General features: G+C 74.2%; 3 protein-coding genes (1 of these 3 cut by a window edge). All 3 read right to left on the reverse strand.

The features are described 5' to 3' along the window. Tightly spaced (each overlapping or abutting the next), the 3 genes in view from EJ913_RS15325 to EJ913_RS15335 form a layout consistent with a single transcriptional unit that may run on beyond the window. Window positions 1-8,550: a non-ribosomal peptide synthetase/type I polyketide synthase gene (locus tag EJ913_RS15325; RefSeq protein WP_126999344.1), complete on the reverse strand. Its 8,550-nt coding sequence runs from the start codon at window positions 8,548-8,550 to the stop codon at window positions 1-3. Continuing rightward, entirely contained in the window at window positions 8,547-18,449 is a 9,903-nt protein-coding gene (locus EJ913_RS15330; protein WP_126999346.1) for a non-ribosomal peptide synthetase, read from the reverse strand. Before EJ913_RS15330 ends, EJ913_RS15325 begins: the two co-directional genes overlap by 4 nt. Further along, window positions 18,446-20,621, reverse strand: partial view of a type I polyketide synthase gene (locus EJ913_RS15335; protein ID WP_126999348.1) — the 3' end only. It continues 2,630 nt past the right edge of the window; the window shows 2,176 of its 4,806 coding nt (coding positions 2,631-4,806); its start codon lies off the right edge, out of view — the gene reads right to left on this strand; it ends in the stop codon at window positions 18,446-18,448. Before EJ913_RS15335 ends, EJ913_RS15330 begins: the two co-directional genes overlap by 4 nt.

Consider the following 20,621-nt stretch of genomic DNA (forward strand, 5'->3'; position numbering starts at 1 on the left):
TCACCCCTCCGCGACGCACAGCCCTTCGAGGTCCAGGGCGTTCCAGCATTCCTCCAGGATCCGGGCGGAGGATGCGTCGAGCACCGCGAAATGGTTGCCCGGCACCGTCCGGACGGTCGGCGGGCCGTCGCTGTAACGTTCCCATCCCAGATCGTCCCCGGCCAGGGCGGCCGGCAGCCGGTGGCGGTCGGGGCGGTTCAGCGTCTCCTCCGCCCGCAGCAGCAGCACCGGGACCGGCCGGGCGTCCGGCGGGTCGTAGTCCATGGCGGCGCAGCTCCGCATGACGCGCGCCATCCCGCGCAACGCGGCGCGGCCGATGTCGGGTACGTGGCTCTCCCGCAGCAGCGCCAGCGCTTGGTCCAGCGCGGTCTCGGCGTCCAGCCCGGCGAAGCGGTCCGGCCCGATGGACAGGCTCCGGCCGGCGGCGGCGGCCAGCTCCTCGACCACGGCCGCCAGCCAGACGCCGTCCTCCCGTGTTCCGGCTTCCGCCAGCGGGTTGGGGCCGGGGGCGTAGCCGTCGAGCACGGTCAGCAACTCCACCGCCTCCCCGTCGCGCAGCAGATGTTGGGCGGCGGCGAAGGCGAGCTTGGCGCCGAAGGAATGCCCGCCGAGCCGGTAGGGGCCGGCGGGTTGCGCCGTCCGGATCGCCGCGACGGCGCGGGCGGCCATGCCGTCCATGTCGGGATCGGGCGGGGCGAGGCCGTCGAGCCCGGCGGGTTGCAGCCCATAGACCGGACGCGCGTCGCCCAGCCGCCGGGCCAGCGGCGCGAAGGACAGCACGCTGCCGCCGGCTCCGGGGAACCAGAAGCAGGGACGACCGTCCCCGCCCTCGGCGAGTGGGACCAGGGGGGACCAAGGCTCCCTCTCGCCTTCGCCCCGCACCAGCGCCGCCAGCGGGCCGGCGAGCGCCGCGACCGTCGGGTGCCGGAACAGGCGGGCGATGGGCAGGGCGACGCCGAAGCGCCGCTCGATCCGCGCCAGCAGCTCCACCGCCCGCAGCGAGGTGCCCCCGGCGTCGAAGAAGCCGGTGTCCACCCCGATGGGGGCGACGCCCAGCACCTCCTCCCACAAGGCGCAGAGGTCGGCCTCCACCCCGGCGCGCGGCGCGCGGTAGCCGGAATCGGCGAAGGCGCCGCGCGGGTCGGGCAGCCGGCCGTGGTCGATCTTGCCGCTGGCGGTCAGCGGCAGGGAGTCCAGCGTCACGAAGAAGCCGGGCACCATCCAGTCCGGCAGCGCCGCCGCCAGATCGCCGCGCAGCCGGGCGGCCAGACCATCGGTCGCCACGCCGTCGCGCGGCACCAGATAGGCGGCGAGGTCGGTCGGGTCGCGTTGCGGATGGCCGACCACGGCGGCCTGCGCCACCGCCGGGTGGCGGCGCAGATGGGCTTCCACCTCGCCCGGCTCGACGCGGAAGCCGCGCAGCTTGATCTGCTCGTCCAGGCGGCCGAGGAACTCAATGGTTGCCGGGGCGATGGCCGCCGGGGCGTCGCCGTCGCCGCGCCGGAAGACCACCCGGTCGCCGGTGGCGTAGAGCCGTTCGCCGGTCGGCGTATGGTCGAAGAAGCGCTGCGTGGTCAGCTCCGGCCGCTCCCAGTAGCCGCGCGCCAGACCGGCGCCGCCGATGTGGAGTTCCCCCGCGACCCCGTCCGGCACCGGGTTGCCCTGTTCGTCGAGGACGAAGACCGACCAGCCCTCCAGCGGCCGGCCGATGGTCGGCTTGCCGCTTGCGCCGCTGTCGCAGACGCCGAGCGTGGCGCAGACCGTGGTCTCGGTCGGGCCGTAGGCGTTGATGAAGACGCGCCCCTCCGCCCAGCGCCGCACCAGATCGGCGGGCAGGGCGGCCCCGGCGGCGACCAGAACCTTCAAATCCGGCAGCCGCCGGGGCGGCAGCGCCGCCAAGGCCGAGGGGGTGATGGTCAGGTGGGTGATGCGCCGGTCGTGGAGAAGCTGGGTCAGTCCGGGGCCGGGCATCAGCTCCCCGGCCGGCGCCATCACCAGCTCGGCGCCCGACCCCAGCGCCATGACGAACTCCCACACCGAGGCGTCGAAGCCGCTGCTGGCCAGTTGCAGCACCCGGTCCCCCGGCCCTGCGCCGAGCAGCCGGCGCTGTTCCAGCGCCAGGGCCAGCAGCCCGCCATGGGTCAGCATCGTCCCCTTGGGCCGCCCCGTCGATCCGGAGGTGTGGATGATGTAGGCGAGGTCTCCCGGCTCCACCGTCACGTCCGGCGTCGGACCCGGCGGCCCGGACAGGATGTCGGCGACCAGCGCGGCGGTCAGGGTCGGCGGGTGGTGCAGGTCCTCCAGGATGCCCTGCTGGCGAGCCGGCGGCGCCGCCGGGTCCAGCGGGGCGTAAGCCAGCCCGGCCTTGAGGATGCCGAGGAAGGCGACGACCAGCTCCGGACCGCGCGGCAGCGCCACGCAGACCGGGGCCTCCCTGGGCAGGCCGAGCCCGGCCAGATGCGCGGCGAGCCGCTCGGCGTCGGCCTTCAGCGCGGCGTAGCCGATGGCCTGCCCGCCGAAGCGGAGGGCGGTGGCGTCGGGCCGGCCGGCGGCGATGGACTCGAACAGCGCCACGATGCTCTGGCAGGACGGCTCGGGCGGCGGCAACGGGTCGAGGCCGGCGGGGGTGGGGGCCGGGTCGCGGCTCCAGCGCTCCAAGATGTCCCGCATCTCCCCGGCGGGCAGCAGGGGCAGCCGGGCCAGGGCGGTGTCGGGGGCGCCGACCGCGCCGTCCAGCAGGGTGCGGTAGTGCACCGCCATCCGCTCGACGCTGTCGCGGCGGAACAGGTCGGTGGCGTATTCCAGGCTGAGGACCAGATCCTCCCCGGCCTCGGTGCCGACCTCGGTGATCGAGCAGACCAGATCGAAGGGGCTGGCGTTCTTGCCGGCCTCGACGAAGGCGATCTCCAGCCCGTCCGGCGGGCGGCTGTCGTAGGGCAGGTTCTGCAGCACGAAGCCGATCTGGGCCAGCGGGTGCCGGTCGGGGCGCCGCTGGGGCCGCAACGCCTCCACCAGCGTCGCGAAGGGCAGGTCCTGGTTGGCGTAGGCCTCCAGCGCGGTCCGCCGCACCTCCTCCACCAGCGCGCGGAAGCCGGTCTCCGGCCGGGGCCGCGCCCGCAACACCAGAATGTTGACGAAGAAGCCGAAAATCTCCTCCTGCCAGTGCCGGGTGCGGTTGGCGACGCTGACGGCGACCGCCTGGTCGTCGATTCCGGTGTGGCGGAACAGCAGCGCGTGGAAGGCCGCCAGCAGGACCATGAAGGGCGTCGCACCCTCCCCTTGGGCGAAGGCGCGGACCCGCCGGGCCAGATCGCCGCCCAGCGGCAGCGTCACGGTGGCGGAGGCGAAGGTACGGGGCTCGGGTGGGGGGAAGTCCCCCAGCAGCCCGTGGCGCTCCGGCAACCCGTCCAGCCGCTCCCGCCAATACGCCAACTGGCCGGCCAGGGCGCCGTCGTCCAGGGCGTTGCGCTGCCAATGGGCGAAGTCGGCGTATTGCACGGCGGGTTCGGGCAGCGGCGAGGGCTGGCCCCGCGTGAACGCCTCGTAGAGCGCGACCAGCTCCTTCATGAACAGGGCGATGGACCAGCCGTCGGTGACGATGTGGTGCATCACGATCAGGAAGATATGCTCCTCCGCGCCGGTCTCCAGCAGACAGGCGCGCAGCGGCGGCCCCGCCGCCAGATCGAAGGGGCGCGAGGATTCCGCGTCCAGCCGTTCCTTTCCGGCCGAGGCCAGGGCCTCGCCGTCCAGATGCCGCAGCGAGACCACGGGCAGCGGCACGGGGGCCGGCGGCGCGATCTCCTGATGCGGGCGGGCGCCTTGAGAGGGGAAGCGGGTCCGCAGCGCCTCGTGGCGGCGGACGATCTCGTCGAGCGCCCGGCCCAGCGCCGCGCGGTCCAGCCGTCCGGTCAGCCGCAGCGCCAGCGGCACGTTGTAGGCGGCGGTGCCGGGAAGCATCCGGTCGACGACCCACAACTGCTGCTGCGGCCAGGACAGCACCGCCGGCTCGTCGGCCGGGCGGCGGGGGATGCCGGACTCCGTCCTGCGTTCGGTGGTTTCGGCCGGAGCCGCCATCGCCGTTTCCACGGCTTCGGCCAGCGCGCGCAGAGTGGGGGCGCGGAACAGGGCGCCCATGGGCAGGGACACGCCGAAGCGGTGGCGGATCTGCGCCAGCACCTGCGTGGCCAGCAGCGAATGGCCGCCGAGGTCGAAGAAGTTGTCCTCCGGCCCGATCCGCTCGTGCCCGAGCAGCGCCCGCCAGACGGTGGCGAGGCCGCCTTGGACGTCGCCGGTCTCCGGCGCGGGCAGGGTGTCCGGCGCGGGGAGGTCCGCGCGCGGGGGCAGGTCGATCCATTGCCGCAGGCGCGGTTCGAGATCGCCGCGCGTCACCAGGGTCTGCGCGGCGGTGGCGTGGTGCAGCACCCGCAGGAAGGCGTCCAGCCCCTCGGCCGCCGACATCTCCAGCGCGCGCAGCAACTGGCCCGGCCCCCGGCCGTCGTCGTCGGCGCGCACCTGCCAACTGTCCCAGTTCATGGCGATCCAGCGGCCGGGTATCCGCTGCTCGGCGCGCTGGGCGGCGGTGTCGAGCGCGGCGTTGGCGGCGGCGTAGGCCGCGAAGCCCAAGCCCCCCAGCACCGAGGCCATCGACGACATCAGCACGCAGAAATCCACGTCGCGCCCGCGCAGCAGCCGGTCGAGCACCCGCACCCCGTCCGGCTTGGGCGCGAACTGCTCGGCGCATTGGGCCGGGTCGTACTCGTCCAGCGTCCGGTGGGTGGTGGCGCCGATGGCGCCGGCGGCGTGGACGACGCCGTGAAGCGTGCCCCATTCCGCATCGAGGGCGGCGAACACCGCCTCCATCGAATCCAGCCGGCCGGCGTCGGCCGCGAACAGCCGCAGTTCCGCCCCCGCCGCCTCGAAGCCGAGCAGCCGTTCCAGCACCCGGCGGGTCGGATCGTCGGGGCCGTGGGCGGCGATCCATCCCTCCCACTCCGCGCGCGGCGGGTAGGCGGTGCGCCCGACCAGCGCCAGCCGGGCCTGGGCCTCGCGCGCCAGATGCCCGGCGATCTCCAGCCCCAGCCCGCCCAGGCCGCCGGTGATCAGGTAGACGCCGTTCGGCCGCAGCGCCCGGCGTTGCGGCCCGGCGGTGTCGAGCCGTTGCGGCGTGTACGCGGGCAGCCAGCGGTGGGCGCCGCGCAAGGAAAGCCGCGCCGGCCGGCCGTCGCCCGTCAACTCCGCGTGGATGCGGTCGAACAGCGCCGCTTCGCGCGCGCCGCCGGGGGCGGGGGGGATCAGGTCGATCAGGTGGGTGCGCAGGGTGGGGTATTCCTGCGGGATCACCATGGCCGGGCCGGCGATCAGGCTCTTTTCCGGGCACAGGATCTCGTCGCCGGTCACGTCGTGCAGGCCACTGGTCAGGACGGTGAGGTCGTGGACCGCCCCCCCGGCGCCGAGCGCCTTGCCCAGCAGGCACAGGCTGTGGAAGCCCAGCCGCCGTTCGATGACGGTTTGCGCCTCGTCCAACGCGTCGGCCGGTTGGATCAGGGACCAGGCGTGCAGGATCGTCCGGGGCACGGTTCCGAGATCGGCCAGCAGGCGCCGGTAATCCTCCGGGCTGTCGGGGCGCAGCGTGGCGATGCCGGCGTCCGGCGGCGCGTAGGAATCGCCGGGACGCACGCGGGTGACGGCGCTGCCCCGGATCTCCAGATGGGCGGCCAGCCCTTCGCCCAACCCATCGGGGCCGGCGAACAACAGGACGTGCTCCGGCCCGGTCCCGCTGGGACCGGAAAGCGGCGGGCTGCGGCGCCAGACCGGGGCCAGGAACCAGTCGGCCGGGTCGGTCTTGCGCCGGATGCGGGCGGTGGCGCTGGGGAGGGCGGTCGGCTCCTGCGGGTCGATCCAGCAGCGGCGGCGCTGGAACGGGTAGGTCGGCAGCGGCACCTTGCGCCGTTTCTCCCCGGCGCCGTGGGCCTCCCAATCGACGGCGACGCCGGCCTGCCACAGCCGCGCCAGCGAGCGGGCGAGAAAGGCGTCCTCCTCCTCCGCGTCCTGCTGGGGATGAGGGAGCGAGGCCACCACCGGCCGGGCCGGATCGGCGGACGGATGCGCCTTGGCGAAGGTGCCGAGCGCGTTGCCGGGGCCGATCTCCAGCAGCAGCGCGTCGGGATCCTCCAGCACCCGGCCGATGCCGTCGGCAAACCGCACGGCCTCGCGGAGATGCCGCACCCAGTACTCGGGCCGCGACACCACCGTCGCGTCCACCCGCTCCCCCGTCATCCCGGAGACGTAGGGCAGGCGCGGCGGGTGGAAGGTCACGGCGGCGGCGGCCTCGGCGAAGGCCGGCAGGATGGAGTCCATGGTGCAGGAATGCGCCGCCCGCGACACGTGCAGCCGGCGGGAGTCCACGCCGATGCCGGCCAGCCGCGCCTGGAGCGCCTGGAGCGCGTCCTCGTGGCCCGACACCACGCACATGTCGTGGGCGTTGACCACCGCCAGCGACAGCCGGTCGTTCAGGAAGGGGCGGATCTCGCTTTCGCTGTTGCGCAGCGCGACCATGCCGCCGGGGGCGGTCGTGTCCATCAGCCGGCCGCGCGCCGCCACCAGCGCCAGCGCGTCCTCCTCCGACAGGATGCCGGCGAGGCAGGCGGCGGCGTATTCGCCGCTGCTGTGGCCGATCACGCTCTGCGGCTCGACGCCCCAGGACCGCCAGAGCCGGGCCAGCGCCATCTGCACGATGAACATGACGGGCTGGCTGACGTCCATCCGCCGCAACTGGCCCTCCGCCCACTCCTCCCGGCCGGGGGCGGGGTGAAGCACCGCCAGCGCGTCCAGCCCGGTCCGGGCCTCCAGGGCCGCCGCCCGCTCGCGCAGGGCCTCGCGGAAGACGGGTTGGGTCTCGCAGAGCCGGCGGGTCATGCCCACCGATTGCCCGCCATGGCCGGTCAGCAGGAAGGCGACCCCGCGCCCCGGCTTCGCGGCGAGCGCGGCGGGGCCGGCGTCCAGCGCGCGGCGCAGCTCCTCGGATGTGCGGCCGAGAGCGAAGGCGCGGTGGTCGAACGCCTTGCGGCCGGTCTGGAGCGTGTGGGCGGCGTCGGCCGGATCGACCGCGCTGGCGCCCAGATAGGCCGAGAGGCTGGCGGCCATCGGCGCCAGCGCCTCCGGCGCGCGGGCCGACAGGGGCAGGATGCGCCAGCGCTCACCCGGGGAGGGCGGCGCGGTTTCGGCGAAGCGGTTCTCCGCCAGCACCAGATGGGCGTTGGTGCCGCCGATGCCGAAGGAGCTGACCGCCGCCACCCGGCTGCCCGGTTCGGCCGTCCAGTCGATCAGCCGGTCGTTGACGAAGAAGGGGCTGTCCTCCAACCCCAGCGCCGGGTTCGGCGCCTGGAAATGCAGGGTCGGCGGGATCTGCCGGTGTCCCAGGCAGAGCGCGGCCTTGATGACTCCGGCCACCCCGGCGGCGGCTCCGGCGTGGCCCATGTTGCTCTTGAGCGAGCCCACCGCGCAGGCGCCGATCCGGTCGGTGCGGGCGCGGAACGCCTTGGTCAGGGCGGTGAACTCGATCGGGTCGCCCAGCGGGGTGGCGGTGCCGTGGGCCTCGACGTAGCCGACTTGGTCGGGGTGGATTCCGGCGATGTCCAGCGCCTCGGCGATGACGCGGGCCTGCCCCTCCGGGCCGGGGGCGGTGTAGCCGACCTTGCGGGCGCCGTCGTTGTTGACGGCGCTGCCCTTGACGATCCCCAGGATGGTCGAGCCCTGCGCCAGCGCCTGTGCCAGCGGCTGGAGCAGCACCACCCCCGCCCCGGCCCCGTTCAGCGTGCCGGCGGCCTGCGCGTCGAAGGGGCGGCAGCGGCCGTCGGGGGACAGGATCATCCCCTCCTGGTGGAGATAGCCGCCGTCCTGCGGGGTGGAGAGGGCGACGCCGCCCGCCAGCGCCATGTCGCATTCGCCGTTGAGCAAACTCTGGCAGGCCATGTGGATCGCCACCAGCGAGGTCGAGCAGGCGGTCTGCACCGTGACGCTGGGGCCGGTCAGGTTCAGCTTGTAGGAGACCAGCGTCGCCAGATAGTCCTTGTCGTTGCCCAGCATCACCTGGAAGCTGCCGAAGCGGTCGAGGATCTCGGCGTTGCCGGCCAGATTGTTGAGGAAATAGGTGTTCACCCCCGCCCCGGCGAAGACGCCCACGTCGCGCGTGTCGGACTCCGCGCCGTAGCCGGCGGATTCCAGCGCCTCCCACGCGCATTCCAGGAACAGCCGGTTCTGCGGGTCGAGCAGCGCCGCCTCCTGCGGGCTGTAGCCGAACAGGGCGGCGTCGAAGGTCTCGATCCCGTCCAGCACCACCCCGCGCTTGACGTAGGACGGGTTGCCGACCAGCTCCGGCGGGACGCCGCGCGCCAGCAGTTCCTCGTCGGTGAAGTCGCGGATCGTCTCCACCCCGTCGCGCAGGTTGCGCCAGAATTCGGCGACCGTCGCGGCGCCGGGGAAGCGGCAGGCCATGCCGACGATGGCGATTTCCGTCGGTTCCGGCTGCGGAATCGTCATGCCAGCGGTCATCGCGTGCTCTCTTCTCTGTCAGGAATGTCCGCCGCGCCGCCGTGGCGCAGGGCGGTGCGGCGGTCGCGCCGCTGGTCTCGCGTATCGGCGAGGGTCCGCCGCGCCGCCGCGCGGTGGCGGATCGGGGAGGCGCCCGGCGTCCCACCCGGCGTCCTACCCGGCGTCCCACCCAGCGTCCCACCCGACGTCCCATCGATCAGCCGGGCCAGGGAGTGGACGGTCGGGTGCTCGAACAGGCTGACCATGGCGACGTGGCCCGCCTCGGGGAAGCGCCGCCGGATCTCGCCCAGCACCTTCAGCAGCAGGAAGGAATAGCCGCCGAGGTCGAAGAAGTTGTCGTGCAGCCCCACCGGCGGCCCTTGCAGCACCGCTTGCCAGATCCCGGCCAGCACCCGTTCGGTCGCGGTGCCGGGCGCGGCGGCGATGGCCGTCCGGCCCTTCGCGGCGGCGGTGTCGGGCGGCGGCAGGGCCTTGCGGTCCACCTTGCCGCTGCGGGTCTGCGGCAGGGCCGGCAGCGGCACCCACAGGGTGGGGATCATGTAGTCGGGCAGCGCCGCCGCCAGCCCGTCGCGCAGCACCCTGGGGTCGCCGGCCTCGGGATCGGCGGGGACGTAATAGGCGACCAGCCGGTTCTCCCCGCTGCCGTCGCTCCAGGCGACCACCGCCGCCTCCCGCGCGCGGGCTTGAGCGACCAGCGCGCGCTCGACCTCCTCGGGCTCGATGCGGTAGCCGCGCACCTTCACCTGCTGGTCGATGCGGCCGAGGAAGTCGATCTCCGGCGCGTCGCTTCCTGCGTCCCAGCGCAGGCAGGCAAGGTCGCCGGTGGCGTACATCATCCCGCCGCCGAAGGGATCGGGCCGGAAGGCGGCGTCCGTCAGGTCGGGCCGGTTGAGATAGCCCCGCGCGACCGCCGTGCCGGCGATCCAAAGCTGCCCCGGTACCCCCGGCGGCAGGGGGCGCCCCTCCTCGTCCAGGATGTAAACGGCGGTGTTGGCGACGGGGCGGCCGATGCGCGGCAGCTCCGGCCAGGAATCCGGGTTCGCGGGCAGAGCCAGGGCGGTGGCGACGTGGGTCTCGGTCGGGCCGTACTGGTTGACCAGCCGGGCGCCGGGAAGGGCGCGGAACATCCGCCGCAGGGCCGGCGTCACCTTCAGCCGCTCGCCGGCCGTGATCAGTTCGCGCAAATCCGCCGGGCGGGCGGAGGCCAGCGGCCAGGCCTCGGCCATCTGCTGCAAGGCGGTGAAGGGCAGGAAGATCCGCTGGATGCCCCATTCGGCGGCGCGCGCGATCATGCTGGGCACGTCGCGGCGCAGCGCCTCGTCCATCAGCACCAGCGTGCCGCCCGACGCCCAGGTGGCGAACATCTCCTGGCAGGCCACGTCGAAGCCCAGCGTGGTGAACTGCAAGGTGCGCAGCCCCGGCGCGAAGCCCGGCTCCGCCACCTGCCAGCGGATCAGGTTGACCAGCGCCCGGTGGGGCATCAGCACCCCCTTGGGCTGGCCGGTCGAGCCGGAGGTGTGCAGCACGTAGGCCAGATGTTCGGGCGCCAGTGCAGGGGCGGGGTTGTCGCCGCCGTCCTCCACCGGCCCGACCGGCACCGCCTGCGCGCCGTGCGGCAGACCGCCATCGGGAGCATTGCCGTCCGGAGCGCCGCCGACCACCAGCGCCAGCCCGGCGTTCTCGACGATGAAGGCCAGCCGCGCCGCCGGCAAGGCGGGGTCGAGCGGGGCGTAAGCACCGCCGGCCTTCAGAATCCCCAGCACCGCCGCGACCATCTCCAGCGAGCGCTCCAGCCGGATCCCCACCGCGTCGTCGGGCGTCACGCCGAGCGCGATCAGCCTGCGGGCCAGCGCGTTGCTCCAGCGGTTCAACCGGTCGTAGGTCAGGCTTCGGCCGTCGAACTCCACCGCCACGGCGTCGGGGGTGCGGGCGGCGGTCTCCTCGAACAGGCGGTGCAGCGTGCCGTCGCCGCCGGGTGTCCGCGCCGGTCCCCGGCAGGCTGCCAGCAGGCGGTCGCGCTCGGCCTCGGGGAACAGCGGCAGTTCCCGCAGGCGGCGGTCCGGCTCCTCGGCCACCGCGCGCAGCAGGGCGACGTAGTGGTCGGCCATGCGTTGCGCGGTCTGCGGGTCGAACAGGTCGCTGCTGTATTCCCAATGGCCCTCCAGCCCGCCGTCGGTCTCGATCAGGGAGAGCAGCAGGTCGAACTTGGCGGTGCGGGTGTCGATCTCCAGCGGCGCCAGCGTCAACCCCGGCAGATCGACCGGCTCCACCGGCGTGTTCTGGAGGTTGAACATCGCCTGGAACAGCGGCGCGTGGGACAGGCTGCGCGGCGGGTCGAGGGCGTCCACCAGCTTCTCGAAGGGCACGTCGGGGTTGGCGAAGGCGTCCAGCGCCGTCCGCCGCACCGCGTCGAGGAAATCGGCGAAACGCGGATTCCCCGCCATGCGGCCGCGCAGCACCAGCGTGTTGGTGAAGAAGCCGATCAGCCCCTCCAACTCGGCGGCGGGGCGGTTGGCGACGGGGGTGCCGACCAGCACGTCGTCCTGGCGGGAGTGGCGGTGCAGCAGCACCATGAACACCGCCAGCAGGGTCATGAACAGGCTGGCCTGCGCCGCCTGTCCGACCGCCAGCAGTTTGCGGGTCAGCGCGGGCTCCACCCGGAAGCGCAGGGTCGCGCCGTGGAAGCTCTGGCGGTGTGGGCGCGGCCGGTCGGTGCAGAGGTTCAGGTGCGGCGGCGCGTCCCCCAACTGCCGCTTCCAATAGTCGAGCTGCGCCGCGAAGCCGGGGCTGGACAGCCAGCGCCCCTGCCAGTCGGCGTAGTCGCCGTATTGCAGCGGCAAGGGCGGCAGAGCCGCGTCCCGCCCGGTGACGGCGGCGGCGTAGAGGGCGCAAATCTCGCGGACGAACACGCCCAGCGACCAGCCGTCCGAGGCGATGTGGTGCCACGTCAGCACGCCGAGATGGCGGCCCCGCGCCAACTCGATCAGGGCGAAGCGCAGGGGCGGTTCGCGGGACAGGTCGATGGGGCGGGCGGCCTCGGCCAGGGCCAGTTCGGCCAGGGCCGCGTCGTCGTCCGCACCGGCCGCCGATGTCCGGGAGAAGGGCAGCGGCAAAGGCGGCAAGATGCGCTGCCACGGCTCCTCGTCGCGCAGCACGAAGCCGGTGCGCAGCGCCTCGTGCCGGGCCATCAGGGCGTCGAGCGCGCGGACCAGGGCCGGCACCTCCAGCGCGCCGGTCAGCACGAAGGCCCCGACGGTGGTGTAGGCCCGTCCGCCGCCCTCCAGCCGGTCGAGGAACCACAGCGAGCGCTGGGAATAGGACACCGGCATCAGCGCCGCGCCGTCCGCCTCCAGCTTGCGGGGCAGCGCGACCAGCGGCGGGCGGGCGGCGGCCGCGCCGTCCTGTTCCGTCAGCAGCGCCAGTTCGGCGGCCAGCTCCACGATGGTCGGGGCCTCGAAGACGTGGCGCACCGACAGCGCCACCGGCCAGCGGGCGCGGATGCGCGCCACCACCTGCACCGCCATCAGCGAGTGCCCGCCCAGGTCGAAGAAATTGTCGTGGACGCCGAGGGCGTCGGTCTTCAGCACCTCGCGCCAGATCGCCGCCAGCGCCCGCTCATCGTCGGTGCGCGGCGGGATGCGGTCGGTGGGCGCGCGGGCGTCGGCCAAGGCGGTTTCCGCCATCGCCTCCAGCCGGCGGCGGTCGATCTTGCCGCTGGAGGCCAGGGGCAGGGCGTCCAGCGCGACGAAATGGGCCGGCACCATGTAGTCGGGCAGCGTCCGTTTCAGCGCCGCGCGCAGGGCATTCCCCTCCGCCCCCGCCCCGGCGACGAAGGCGACCAGCCGGTGTTCGGTGTCGCCGGGTCGGCGGACGCCGACCACCGCGCTCTCCCGCACCGAAGGGGCGGCGTTCAGCGCCGCCTCGATCTCGGCGGTCTCGATGCGGAAGCCGCGCAGCTTGACCTGCCGGTCGAGCCGGCCGAGGAACTCCAGCCCCTCCGGCCCCAGCCGCACGCGGTCGCCGGTGCGGTACATCCGGGCATCGCCGCCCGCGAAGGGGTCGGGCAAGAAGGCGGCTTCGGTCAGGGCCGGCTCGTTCAGGTAGCCGGCGGCGAGGCTCCCGCCGGCCAGGAAGAGTTCGCCCGGCATGCCGTCGGGCACCGGCCGCAAATCCCCGTCCAGCGCATAGGCCCGCAGATTGTCCACCGGACGGCCGATGGGGACCGTCGCTTGGCGCAGCCCCGGCCGTCCTTCGTGGAAGGCGGCGTCGATGCAGGTCTCGGTCGGGCCGTACAGGTTGAAGACGCGGGCCGGCGCCACCTGGGCCATCAGCCGGTCCTGGAGCGCGGTCGCCAGCGCCTCGCCACCCGAGCACACCACCCGCAGCGTCGGGCAGCCGGCCAGCAACCCCTCCTCCACCATCACCTGCAACAGCGCCGGGACGGCCTGGAACAGCGTGATCCCCCCGGCGCGGATCAGGTCGCGCAGTTGGGCGGGGTCCTTCTCGCCGCCGGGCGGGGCGATGACCAGCCGGCCGCCGCACAGCAGCGGCGCGAACATCTCGATGACCGAGGCGTCGAAGTCGAAGGAGGTCATCTGCACCAGCGCGTCGCCGGAGGACAGGCCGAAGACGCGCCGGAACCAGAGCTGGTGGTTGACGATGGCCCGGTGCGGCACCGCGACGCCCTTGGGCGTGCCGGTCGAGCCGGAGGTGAACATGACGTAGGCCAGCCGGTCGCCGTCCGAGGGCAGGTCCGGCGGGGTGCCGGGACGGCCGGCGACGGCGTCCGCCTCGGCGTCGGGATCGACGAGGACGACGGACGCGTCCGCCACGGGGAAGCCGGGGCCGGCGACGACCAGCGCCGGCTTGGCGGCGCGCAGCACCGCCGCGATGCGCTCGGCCGGGTGGGCGGGGTTGAGCGGGACATAGGCGCCGCCGGCCTTGAGGATCGCCAGCAGGATCACCGGCAGATCCAGCGCGCGGCGGCGGTGCACCCCGACCAGCCCGCCGGGCTTCAGGCCGCGCGCGATCAGGTGATGGGCCAGCCGGTTGGCGGCGGCCTCCACCGCACCGTGGCTGAGCGTGGCGTCGCCGTAGGACAGGGCGGGCGCCGCCGGGGTCCGCCGCGCCTGCTCGGCGATCAGGTCGTGCAGGCCGACGCCTATGGGGCGGGGATGCACCGCGCCGGCAAGGCCGGGCGGGCGGGCGCGCTCGGCGGCGTCGCGCAAATCGATGGCGGCGACCGGCTGCTCCGGGTCGGCCAGGACCGCCGCCAGCAGCGTGCCGAACCAGCGGCCCAGGCGCGCGGCGCTGTCGGGGTGGAACAGGTCGGTGTTGTATTCCAGGCTGCCGGCGACGCCGCCGGACGAGGGCTGCACCGTCAGGGTCAGGTCGTATTTGGCAAAGGGCGAGTCCCAGGCGACCGGCTCCACCGTCAGGCCTGGCAGGGTCAGGGCGAAGGGGGCCTCGTCCTCCACCGCCAGCATCACCTGGAACAGCGGCGCGGTGTCGAGCCGGCGGCTGGGTTTCAGCGCTTCAACCAAAGCGGTGAAGGGAAGATCCTGGTGGTCGAAGGCTTCCAGCACCGTCCGCCGCGCCCGGCCCAGCAGGGCCGAGACGGACTCGTCCCCCTCCACCGGGGTGCGCAGCACCAGGGTGTCGGCGAAGAAGCCGATCAGCGGCTCGACCTTGCGGTGGTGGCGGCCGGCGATGGGGGTGCCGACGCCGAAATCCGCCTGCCCCGTGACCCGGTGCAGCAGGGCCGCGAAGACCGCGTAGAACAGCATGAAGCGGCTGATCCCGCGCGCGTGGCACAGGCGGTCCACCGCCGCCATCCCGACGTCGGCCGTGAAGACCGCCGTGGCGCCCCGGTTGCCGGGAACCGGCGGTCGGGGGTAGTCGGTCGGCAGCTCCAGCCCGTCGGGCAGCCCGTCCAGCTTGGTCCGCCAATAGCCGAGCAGACGCTCCAGCCGGGGGCCTCGCAGCCATTCCCGGTGCCAGTCGGCGTAGTCCTGATATTGCACGGGCAGGGGCGGCAGGGGGGAGCGGCCGGCGTAGAGCGTCTCCATCTCGCGCAGGAAGACCGCCACCGACCAGCCGTCGCAGACCAGATGGTGCATGACCACCTGGAGGCAATGCGCGTCGGGGCCGGTGCGGAACAGGGTGGCGCGGATCGGCGGGCCGCGCTCCAGGTCGAAGGGTGCCTCGGCTTCCAGGGCCAGCCGGCGGGGCAGGTCGGCGGCGGCGCAATCCTGACGGGACAGGCGGAAGCCGGCGGGGGCGATGCACTGCACGCCGCGCCCATCCTGTTCGGTGAAGACGGCCGACAGGGTGTCGTGGCGCTCGACGACCGTCCGCAGCGCGTGTTCCAGCGCGTCGGCGTCGAGCGGCCCGTCGATCCGGTACCGGCCCGGCACGTTGTAGGCCCCGCCCGTCGGCAGCAGCTTTTCCAGCACCCACAGCCGTTCCTGCGCGTGGGACAGCGGCAGGCCGCTCCGGCCGAGGTTGCGCGGGGACAGCGGCGCGCCGGCGTCCTCCTCGCCGGTTCCGGTCTCGGCGCGGTCGATGACGGTGGCCAGGGCGGCGAGCGTGGGATGCTCGAAGACGCTGCGCACGGGGAGATCGTCGGAGCGGCCGGCGGCGGCCAGGACCTCGCGGACGCGCGCGATCATGCGGATCGCCGACAGCGAGTTGCCGCCGCGCTCGAAGAAATGCGTGGTCCGGTGAACCGGCCCGCCGTCCAGGACCCCGGCCCAGAGTTCGGCCAGCAGGGTCTCGGTGGGGGTGGCCGGGGCCTCGCCGCCGGAAGCGGGCGCCACCCGGAAGCGGTCGGAGGCGAGCGCCTGCCGGTCGGTCTTGCCGGTCGGCGACACCGGCAGCGCGTCCAGCGCCACGAACTGGCTGGGAACCATGTAGTCCGGCAGGCGGCTCACCAGAGCGGCGCGCGGATCGGGGGGCGGCGAGGACGCGGCCGGCACCCAATAGGCCACCAGCCGGGGCTGCCCGTCGTCGTGGCGGACCACCACGGCGCAATCGGCGATTCCGGGCAGGGCGCCGAGCTGGGCCTCGACCTCGCCGGGCTCGATGCGGAAGCCGCGGATCTTCACCTGCCGGTCGATGCGGCCGAGGATGTCTATCACCAACCCGCCGGTGGCGGGATCGGGGACCCAACGGGCGAGATCGCCGGTGCGGTAGAGCCGTTCCGTCCAGCGCTCGCCGCCCAGCGCCAGATCCAGCGTGACGAAGCGTTCGGCGGTCAGGCCGGGTTGGTTGTGGTAGCCGATGGCGAGCCCGTCGCCGCCGGTCAGCAACTCGCCCGCCACCCCCGGCGGCACCGGGTTGCCGTGGGCGTCGAGGACGTACACGCTGGTCCCGGCGATCGGCCGCCCAGCCGGGAATACGGCCGCCGGCCCCTTGGGGAAGCGGTGGCAGGCGGTGAAGGTGGTGTTCTCCGTCGGGCCGTAGCCGTTGACCAGCGTGGTGTCCGGCAGCCGCGCCAGAACCTCGGCCGCGTGGCGGCGCGACAGGGCCTCGCCCCCGGTGATCAACTGGCGCACGCCGCGCAGGTCGTCGAGGGCGGTGTCCACCATCAGGGTGAAGAGGCCCGAGGTCAGCCACAGGGTGGTGACGCCGCCCTCGCGGACGACCCGCCCCAGCGCCAGCAGGTCGTCGTCCAACGGCGGGGCGATCAGCAGGGTGCCGCCGTTCAGCAGGCTGCCCCAGATCTCCAGGGTGGAGGCGTCGAAGGACACCGGGGCCAGCAGCAGCATCACCTCGGACGCGCCGAAGCGGGCGTAGTCGGCGCCCCTCACCAGCCGGACCACGCCGCGCTGGGGAACGACCACCCCCTTGGGGCGGCCGGTGGAGCCGGAGGTGTACATGACGTAGGCGGGGCTGCCGGCGTCGGTGCCGGGATCGGGAAGCGGCGCCGGCGCGTCATCCCCGGCGAAGGGCAGGGCCTCCACCACCAGCCGGGGAACCCCGGTCCAGCCGATGCCCCCGGCCCCGGCGGCGTCGGTGACCAGAAGCCGGATGCCGGAATCCTCCGCCATCCAGGCCAAGCGCTCGGCCGGGTAGCGGAGGTCCAGCGGCACGTAGACCGCGCCCAGCTTGAGGATCGCCAGCAGCCCGGCGATCAGCTCGGGCGAACGGTCGAGCGCGATGCCCACGGGATCGCCCCGGCCCACGCCATGCTCCCGCAGCCGGCGGGCCAGCGTTTCGGCCTGCCGGTCCAGCGCGCGGTAGCCGACGCGGCGCTCCCCGAAGCGCAGGGCGACGGCGTCCGGCGTGGCCGCCGCTTGGCCGGCGAACAGGGCGGCGATGGTGGCGTCGCCGGGGGTGACGGTCGAGAGCGTCCGGTTCGAGGCCCGCAGCAACGCCCGTTCGTCCTCGGGCGTCAGCAGGGCCAGCGCGTGGACCGCCCTGTCGGGCGCCGCCAGCGCGTCGGCCAGCAGGACGGTGAAGCGGCGCGCGATCCCCGCCACCGTGGCTTCGTCGAACAGATCGCTCTGGAAGTCCCAGCACAGCTTCGGCCCGCCCGGCTCGTCGGGCAGGATGGTCAGCAGCAGCGGGTATTTGCCGGTGTCGGCGCGCAGCGGGTGCGGGGCGAGGGCGACGCCGACCAACGACAGCTCGGCCATCTCCACGTTCTGGAGAACGATCATCGCCTGGAAGACCGGCGGGTGCGGCTGGCCGCGCTCCGGCCGCAGCGCGTCGACCAGCAGGCTGAAGGGCAGCTCCTGGTGCTCGTAGGCGGCGAGCGCGGTGTCGCGCACCCCCGCCAGCAGGTCGCGGAAGGCCGCACGCCCGTCCACGTCGGTGCGCAGCGCCAGGGTGTTGACGAAATAGCCGGGCACCGCCTCCAGATCCGGGCGCAGCCGGTTGGCGATGGGGGTGCCGAGCACGATAGTCTCCTGCCCGGTGATCCGGTGCAGCAGCGCCGTGAAGGCGGCGGTGAAGACCATGAAGGGCGTGGCCTTCTCCCGCCGGCACAGGGCCTCCACCCCGTCGCGCAAGCCCGCGTCCAGCGGGACCGTGATCCTCCCGCCCCGGTAGCTTTGTCGGCCGGGATAGGGGCGGTCGGTCGGCAGGGCCAGCAGCGGCGGGGCGTCGGCCAGGGCCTGCCGCCAATAGGCCAGCAGCGCCTCCCCCCACTCCCCCGCCAGCCGGTCGCGCTGCCAGCGGGTGTAGTCGCCGTACTGCGCCGCCGGGGGCGGCAGCGGCGACGGGCGCCCTGCCTGGAAGGCGGCGTAGAGCGCCGACAGCTCCCCCACCAGCAGGGCGATGGACCAGCGGTCGGTGACCACATGGTGCTGGCTGAACACCAGGATCCAGCTTTGCGCGCCGGTGCGCAGCAGGTGCAGCCGCAGCAGCGGCGCCCGATCCAGCGCGAAGGGCGCCCAGGCGACGGCGTTGACCCGCTCGTCGAGCGCCGCCGGGTCGAGGCCGGTGGCGTCCTCCACCGGCAGGGCGACGGACAGGGCGGGGGAGACGATCTGGCACAGCGCGCCGTCGCGCAGCTCCAGCCGGGTGCGCAGGCTGTCGTGGCGGCGGCACAGCGCGTTCAGCGCGGAGCCCAGCGCCGCAACGTCCAGCTCGCCGTTCAGCCGGACCGCCCGCGCCTCGATGTACAGGGACGGGCAGTCGGTCTCCACCCGGTCCAGGGACCACAGCGTCTCCTGGTTGGCCGAGGCGGGGAACGCCGTCTCCACCGCCTCGCGCGCCTCTTCCGGCGCCGAGAGACGGGCGATCAGCTCGGCCTTGCGTCCGATCAGCGCGTCGCGCAGGCTGCCCTGGACCACCCCCTTGGGCGCGGAGAAACGCAGCTGCCCGGCCTCGACCCACAGCCGGACGCCCAGGTTCTCCAACTGGCGAAGGAGCGTGTCCAGGCCGTCGCTCATAAGGTGCCTTCCTCGCGGTCGTCGTCCTCGGCGGCGGGGACGGTCGCGGCCTCGATCCGTTGGGCCAGGGCCTCGACGGTGGGGGTGGCGAAGAAGCCGCGGATGTCCAGGGTCACGCCGTAGGTCTCCCGGATGTGCGACAGGATCCGGGTGGCGCCCAGCGAGTTGCCGCCCAGCTCGAAGAAGCTGGCGTCCAGGGCCGGCGGCGGGCCGCCCAGGATGCGCTGCCACAGGGCGGTCAGGGCGGCGCGCGTGTCCTGGACTCCGCGCGGGGCGGCGGTGGCGCTGCCGTCCGATGGAGCGGGCGCCGCCGGGGCCGCGGACGCCGCGGCGCGGGAGACCATCAGTTGCGGGGCGATGCCGATGGGCAGCTTGCGGAAGATGGCGACGCCCTCCTCCGGGGTGATGCTGTCGGCCTCGAACGGGTTGCCGTGCAGGCGGTCGGCGGCACGCGGTGTGTCCGGGCCGGTCGCGGCGCCGCCGGACGGAGACGCCAGCGTGTAGCCGTCGATCTCCACCAGCACCCGGCCCTGGCGGTCGGCCAGAACCATGTCCCAGCGCGTCGCGCCGTCGCGGCGGTCGGGCGGCAGTTGGGCGACGCTGACCAGCTCCGCCTCCAGCGGCGCGTGGACGCGCAGGCGGCGGTAGCCCACCGGCAACTGCAGGTCGTCCGGCGTCCGGGCGTGGCCGTGGACGCTGGTCGCGATGTCCAACAGGGCCGGGTGCAGCCGCGCCGTCGCCAGATCGCCGTGGAAGGGGGCGGACAGGGACAGCTCGGCGACGCTGCGGCGGTCGTCGCCGGTCACTTTGGTCAGGGTCCGCCAGCGCGGCCCCAGTTGCAGGTCGGGGGAGGTTCGTTCCGGCAACGCGTGGATCCGGGCGGCGGGGGCGACCGCGACCGGAGCCGGGCGTCCCCCCTCCAGCCGGTGCAGCGTGCCTTGGCCGTGCAGGCGGGGAGCGGCGTCCGGCGTGACGCTCTCCACCCGGAAGGCGGTGCCCTCGCCGGACGGGAGCAGGACGACCCGCAACTCGGCCACGCCCTCGGCGTTCGGCGTCAGGGGGCGGACCAGCGCCACGTCGCGCAGCTCCACCGGCTGGAAACCGCTCTGGTGATGGCCCTGGTGATGAACGAAGGCCGACAGCGCCAGCTCGACCACCCCGGTTCCCGGCAGGGTCGGGCGGCCGAACAGCCGGTGTTCGGCCAGCAGCCAGTCGCGCCCGGCGTCGAGCCGGCCGTGGTAGCGGATCTCCCCGTCCGGCATCCGTGTCCTCTCATGGAACACCGGATGGTCGAGCGCGGTGGTTTCCGCCCGGCGGCTCCAGACGTCCTGGGCCATGCCGACCGTCCGCCAGGAGTTCCAGTTGACGGAGATCACCGGCATCGGGTTGTCCGGCCGCTGGGCGAGCGCGTCCAGCACCGCGTTGGCGGCGGCGTAATCGGCCTGCCCGACCGTCGGCGCCACGGCGGCCAAAGAGGAGCACAGCATCAGGAAGTCCGGCGGGTCGTCGCGCAAGGCGTCGATCAGCGCGCAGGCCCCCGCCACCTTGGGCGCCATCACCGCGCGGGCCTGTTCGGCGGTCAGCGCGTCCAGCGTCACCGCGCCGGGCAGTCCGGCGGCGTGGATCGCCCCGTCGATCCGGCCGAAGCGGGCGCGACCTTGCGCCACCGCGCGGGCGATCTGGCTCGGGTCGGCGGCGTCGGCGGCCAGCGCCAGCACCTCGGTGCCCCGCGCGCGCAGGGCGTCGAGCCGCCGGGCCTTGTCGCCGGTGTCGCCTGGGTTGGGGATGTCGCGCGACACCAGCACCAGCCGCGCCGCCGTCGTTTCGGCCAGATGCCGGGCCAGGGTGTGGCCGATGCCGCCCAACCCGCCGGTGATCAGATAGACGCCGCCCGGCCGCAGCCGCCCGGCCAGGGTTTCGCCGTCCAGCGGCAAGGCCTCGGTGGCGGGGCTCCAGCGCTGGTTGCCGCGCAGGGCGACCACGGCGGCGGTGGCGTCGCTCGCCGGGAGCCGCAGTTCCGCCGCGACGCTGTCGGCTGTGACCGTTTCCCCGGCGTCGAGGACGCGGCCGGTCAGATGGGCGTATTCCTGGGCCGCCACCGCCGCCAGGGCGGGCAGCGCCGCCAGCTCCGGCCGGAGCGGGTCGGCGCCGGTCACCTGGAACAGGCCGGAG

Origin of the sequence: Azospirillum doebereinerae (assembly GCF_003989665.1) — a bacterium.
Classification (GTDB): Bacteria; Pseudomonadota; Alphaproteobacteria; order Azospirillales; family Azospirillaceae; genus Azospirillum; species Azospirillum doebereinerae.